This is a genomic window from Pseudomonas sp. UBA6699 (assembly GCF_002454615.1).
GTDB classification, from domain to species: Bacteria; Pseudomonadota; Gammaproteobacteria; order Pseudomonadales; family Pseudomonadaceae; genus Aquipseudomonas; species Aquipseudomonas juntendi.
Genome location: NZ_DKJF01000064.1, coordinates 1 through 5001 on the forward strand (window position 1 = coordinate 1; position 5001 = coordinate 5001).

Consider the following 5001-nt stretch of genomic DNA (forward strand, 5'->3'; position numbering starts at 1 on the left):
ATTACTTGACCAGTTCACGCCCGCTCCCACAGGAACCGCGTACAAACCGCCCACCGATCCTGTCAGCGGCTTTGCAGAAACGCGCGAATGCGCTCGGCAGCTTCGATGCACTCGGCCAGCGGTGCAACCAAGGCCATGCGGACACGCCCGGCCCCCGGGTTCACACCATCCACTTCCCGCGAAAGGTAAGACCCCGGCACCACCGTCACATGCTGGGCTTCGAACAGGTCACGGGTGAACTCGGCATCGTCGCCAGGCACCTTGGCCCACAGGTAGAAGCTGCCGTCCGGGCGCTGTACGTCCAGTACCGGCTGCAGGATCTCCAGCACGGCATCGTATTTGGCGCGGTACTGGTCGCGGTTTTCGCGCACATGCGCTTCATCCTGCCAAGCGGCGATGCTCGCCAGTTGGGTTTGCACCGGCATGGCGCAGCCGTGATAGGTACGGTACAGCAGGAATGGCTTGATGATGTCGGCGTCGCCGGCAACGAAGCCCGAGCGCAGGCCCGGCAGGTTGGAGCGCTTGGACAGGCTGTGGAAGACCACGCAACGTTTGAAGTCGCTGCGGCCCAGCTCCGCGCAAGCGCTCAACAGGCCGGGCGGCGGGGCGTCTTCGTCGAAGTACAGTTCGCTGTAGCACTCATCGGCGGCGATCACGAAATCATGCTCGTCGGCCAGGGCAATCAGCGTTTTCAGGGTGTCCATGGGCACCAGCGCCCCGGTCGGGTTGCCCGGCGAGCACAGGAACAGGATCTGGCAGCGCTGCCAGACATCGGCCGGCACGGCGTCGAAGTCCGGGTTGAAGCCATTGGCCTCCAGGCACGGCAGGTAGTGTGGGGTGGCACCGGCCAGCAGGGCTGCGCCTTCATAGATCTGATAGAACGGGTTCGGGCTGACCACCAGGCCGTCATCGGCGCGGTTGACCACGGCCTGGGTGAAGGCGAACAGCGCCTCGCGGGTGCCATTGACCGGCAGGATATGACGGTCGGCGTCGAGCCAGCCGGCGGGCACGCCAAACCGCTGCTCGCACCACTGGCCAATAGCCTGGCGCAGCGCCGGCAGGCCGAGGGTGCTGGGATAGACAGCCAGCTTGTCGAGGTTGTCGGCCATGGCCTGGGCGACGAACGCCGGCGATTCGTGCTTCGGCTCACCGATCGACAGGGCGATGGCGCGTTTGTCCGCCGCAGGCTTCACGGCGCCCAGCAGGGCGCGGAGCTTCTCGAACGGGTAGGGCTGAAGCTGGGTCAAGGCATGGTTCATCGGCGCAAGGTCTCGTCAATCGTCTAATCGTTAAATGGTCAGGCGGCTCGGGCTGGTGTCGCTGCCTTGGCCGGCCTGCAGCTGCTGCACGATAGCTTCCTGCAGGCGGCTGCACAGTTGCGGGTCGGACAGCGGCTGGTTGTCGGCATCGGTGATGAAGAACACGTCTTCGACCCGTTCGCCGAGGGTGGCGATCTTGGCGTTCTGCAGTGACAGGTCGAACTCCAGGAAAATCCGCCCCAGCCGGGCCAGCAGGCCAGGGCGGTCGGGGGCCGTGATCTCCAGAATGGTCACCGGCCGTTGGGCATCGTTGAGGATGGTCACCTGTGGCGGGAAGTCGAAGTGCTTGAGCTGGCGGGGCACCCGGCGCTGAATGATGGTCGGGTAGTTCTCGGGGTTGCGCAAGGCTTCGCTCAGGCCGTCGCGAATCTGCCGCACCCGTTGCGGGTTGTCGCCAATCGAGCCGCCGTCGTTGTCCAGCACGATGTAGGTGTCGAGGGTGAACTGGCTGCTTGAGGTGATGATTCGCGCGTCGTGAATGTTCAGGTTCAGCTGCGACATGGCCGCTACTGTCACCGCAAAGAAGTCGTGCTGGTCCGGGGCGTAGATGAAGATCTGCGTGCCACCCTCGAACTCGCGCTGGGTAGTTTCCTTGATCAGCACCAGCGGGCCGCCATCGGCGGGCTGCTGCAGGATCGCATCACTGTGCCAGGCTACGTCGGCCGCAGTGTGCTTGAGGAAGTAGTCATCGCCCAGCTGCGACCACAATTGTTCGACGTCGTCCGGGTCGGTGCCCTCGCGCACCAGGATGTCCAGGGCGGCAGACTGGGTTTGGCGAATCTGCTCTTCGCGGTCCAGCGGGTTTTCCAGGCCACGGCGCAAGGCCCGCTTGGTCTCGGTGTAAAGCTGGCGCAACAGGCTGGCGCGCCACGAGTTCCACAAGCTGGGGTTGGTGGCATTGATATCGGCCACGGTCAGCACGTACAGGTAGTCCAGGCGCGTTTCGTCGCCCACGTGCAGGGCAAAGTCGTTGATCACCTGTGGGTCGGACAGGTCCTTGCGCTGGGCGGTGGTAGACATCACCAGGTGGTTGAGCACCAGCCAGACGATCAGCCGGCTGTCCCACGCGGGCAGTTGGTGGCGTTCGCAGAACTTCTGCGCGTCTACTGCACCGAGCTCCGAGTGGTCACCGTGGCGGCCCTTGCCGATGTCGTGGTACAGGCCGGCCAGGTAGATCAGCTCGGGTTTGGGCAGGCGCCCCATGAGCTTGCTGGCCAGCGGAAACTTCTCGGACACCGGTGTGTACTGCAGCTTGCGCAGGTGCTTGATGAGGTTGAGGGTGTGCGCATCCACGGTATAGATGTGGAACAGGTCGTGCTGCATCTGCCCGACGATCAGGCCGAACTCGGGCAGGTAACGCCCCAGGATGCCGTAGCGGTTCATTCGGCGCAGGTTGCGATGTATGCCGATCTCGCACTTGAACAGCTCGATGAACAGGCTGGTATTGCGGATGTCGGTGCGGAACGTGTCGTCGATCAGGTGCCGGTGTTCGCGCAGCAGGCGCACGGTATCGGCGCGTACACCCTTGATTTCCGGGTGCTGGGCCATCAGCACGAACATCTCCAGCATGGCGAACGGCGTGCGCTTGAACACGTTCGGCCGGGTGGCCTCGATATAGCCGTCATGCAGGCGGAAGCGCGCATTCAGCGGCTGGGTGCTGCCACTGTCCTCGTCGGCGAGGATGACCTCCTCGAAGTGCTGGATGATCAGGTCGCACAGCTGGCTGATGCTCATCACCACCCGGTAGTACTGGGTCATGAACTGCTCGATCGCCCGCTTGGGGTTCTCGTCGTGGTAGCCCAGCAGTTCGGCCAGGCTGCGCTGGTGGTCGAACAACAGGCGGTCTTCGGCGCGGCCGGCCAGCATGTGCAGGGCGTAACGCACCTTCCATAGAAAGTCCTGCGACGAGGCCAGCAGTTCGTTCTCGCTTTCCAGCAGGAAGCCTTCGCCAGCCAGTGCGAGCAGGTTCAAGGTGCCGTATTGGCGGCGCGCCACCCACAGTACGGTCTGGATATCGCGCAGGCCGCCAGGGGACCCTTTGACGTTGGGTTCCAGGTTGTACTCGGTGTCGTTGTACTTGTGGTGGCGGGCCTTGAGTTCGGCGCGCTTGGCCAGGAAGAACTCCTTGCTCGGCCACATGTGCGCGGTGCTGGTCACGTCCAGCATGCGTTGGCGCAACGGCTCCGGGCCGGCGATGGTGCGGCTTTCCATCAGGTTGGTGATCACCGTGAGGTCGGCGCGGGCCTGTTCGGCACACTCGTCCACGGTACGCACGCTCTGGCCGACTTCCAGGCCTATGTCCCACAGCAGGGTCAGAAACCGTTCGATGGCGTCGCGGTACTGTTCATGCTCGGCAGCGCCCAGGAGGATCAGCAGGTCGATGTCCGAATGCGGGTGCAGTTCACCGCGCCCGTAGCCACCCACCGCAACCAGGGCGATGCCGCTGTGGTCCCCCCAGTCGAACTGGTTCCAGGCCTGTTGCAGGATATTGTCGACCAGCCAGGCACGGGCCTCGATCAGCGGGCGAATGTCGCCGCCGGCGCGGAAACGCTTGTCGAGCACCTCGCCGGCCAGGCGGATGGCTTTCTTGAAAGCGGCGATAGGGCTCGCCTTGAGGGCCAGTTCCGCCTGGAACTGGCCGCGGTCGAACAGTTCGGGGTCCACCTGGGGCATCGCGTCACGTTCCTGTCGTGGGTTGGCCGGGCTCAGGCCGAGGTGCGCGGGATCGTATCGTCCTTGCGCAGGGTGAAGATCTCGTAGCCGGTCGCAGTCACCACCAGGGTGTGCTCCCACTGGGCCGAGAGCTTGCGGTCCTTGGTGATGGCGGTCCAGCCGTCGCCCAGCACCTTGGTGTCGGCCTTGCCCTGGTTGATCATGGGTTCGATGGTGAAGGTCATGCCTTCCTTCAGTTCCATGCCCGTGCCTGCGCGGCCGTAGTGGAGGATCTGCGGTTCTTCGTGGAACACCTTGCCGATACCGTGGCCGCAGAATTCACGCACCACCGAGAAGCCGTTCTTTTCGGCGTGCTTCTGGATCACTTCACCAATGTCGCCCAGGCGGCACCCTGGCTTGACCAGTTCAATGGCCTTGTACATGCATTCCTGGGTCACCTTGGACAGGCGCTCGGCCCATGCCGGCACGGTGCCGACATGGAACATGCGGCTGGTATCGCCGTGGTAGCCGTCCTTGATCACGGTGACGTCGATGTTCAGCGTGTCACCGTCCTTGAGCGGCTTGTCATTGGGGATGCCGTGGCAGACCACATGGTTGATCGAGGTGCAGATCGACTTCGGGTAGCCTTTGTAGTTGAGCGGCGCCGGGATGGCCTGCTGAACATTGACGATGTAGTCGTGGCACAGGCGGTCCAGCGCTTCTGTGGTGACGCCGGGCTTGACGTGTTCCTCAATCATTTCCAGCACTTCGGCAGCCAGGCGGCCAGCGATGCGCATCTTTTCGATGTCTTCTGCGGTCTTGATGGTAACGGTCATTACAGGCTCTCTACGGCGCCGTGCACGGCGCGAACAAACGGGAAAGGGCTTATTCTATCAGAGCGTCAAGCTGCAAGCTGCAAGCTGCAAGTGGCAAGTGGCAAGTGGCAAGTGGCAAGCGGCAAGCGGCAAGCGGCAAGAAGAAGCGGATCGTGCGTCGGCTGCTTTTTGCTTTTTGCTTTTGCTTTTGCTTT

Annotated in this window: 3 protein-coding genes; all 3 read right to left on the bottom strand. The window is 63.3% G+C overall.

Going from position 1 to position 5001, the window contains the following annotated elements:
• Positions 1–62: 62 nt before the first annotated feature.
• From dapC to map, 3 genes are read right to left on the bottom strand one after another with little or no spacing between them, the layout of a single operon-like run.
• Positions 63–1259 (bottom strand): succinyldiaminopimelate transaminase, encoded by a 1197-nt coding sequence (dapC, locus tag B3361_RS12920; protein WP_029888073.1) that lies wholly within the window; start codon positions 1257–1259, stop codon positions 63–65.
• A gap of 30 nt (positions 1260–1289) precedes the next feature.
• The gene (locus tag B3361_RS12925; RefSeq protein WP_009686956.1) at positions 1290–3992 is read right to left on the bottom strand and encodes a [protein-PII] uridylyltransferase; all 2703 of its coding nucleotides are present in this window, start codon (positions 3990–3992) and stop codon (positions 1290–1292) included.
• A gap of 32 nt (positions 3993–4024) precedes the next feature.
• Positions 4025–4807, bottom strand: a complete 783-nt coding sequence (map, locus tag B3361_RS12930; protein WP_009686955.1) for a type I methionyl aminopeptidase — start codon at positions 4805–4807, stop codon at positions 4025–4027.
• Between the last annotated feature and the right edge of the window lie 194 nt (positions 4808–5001).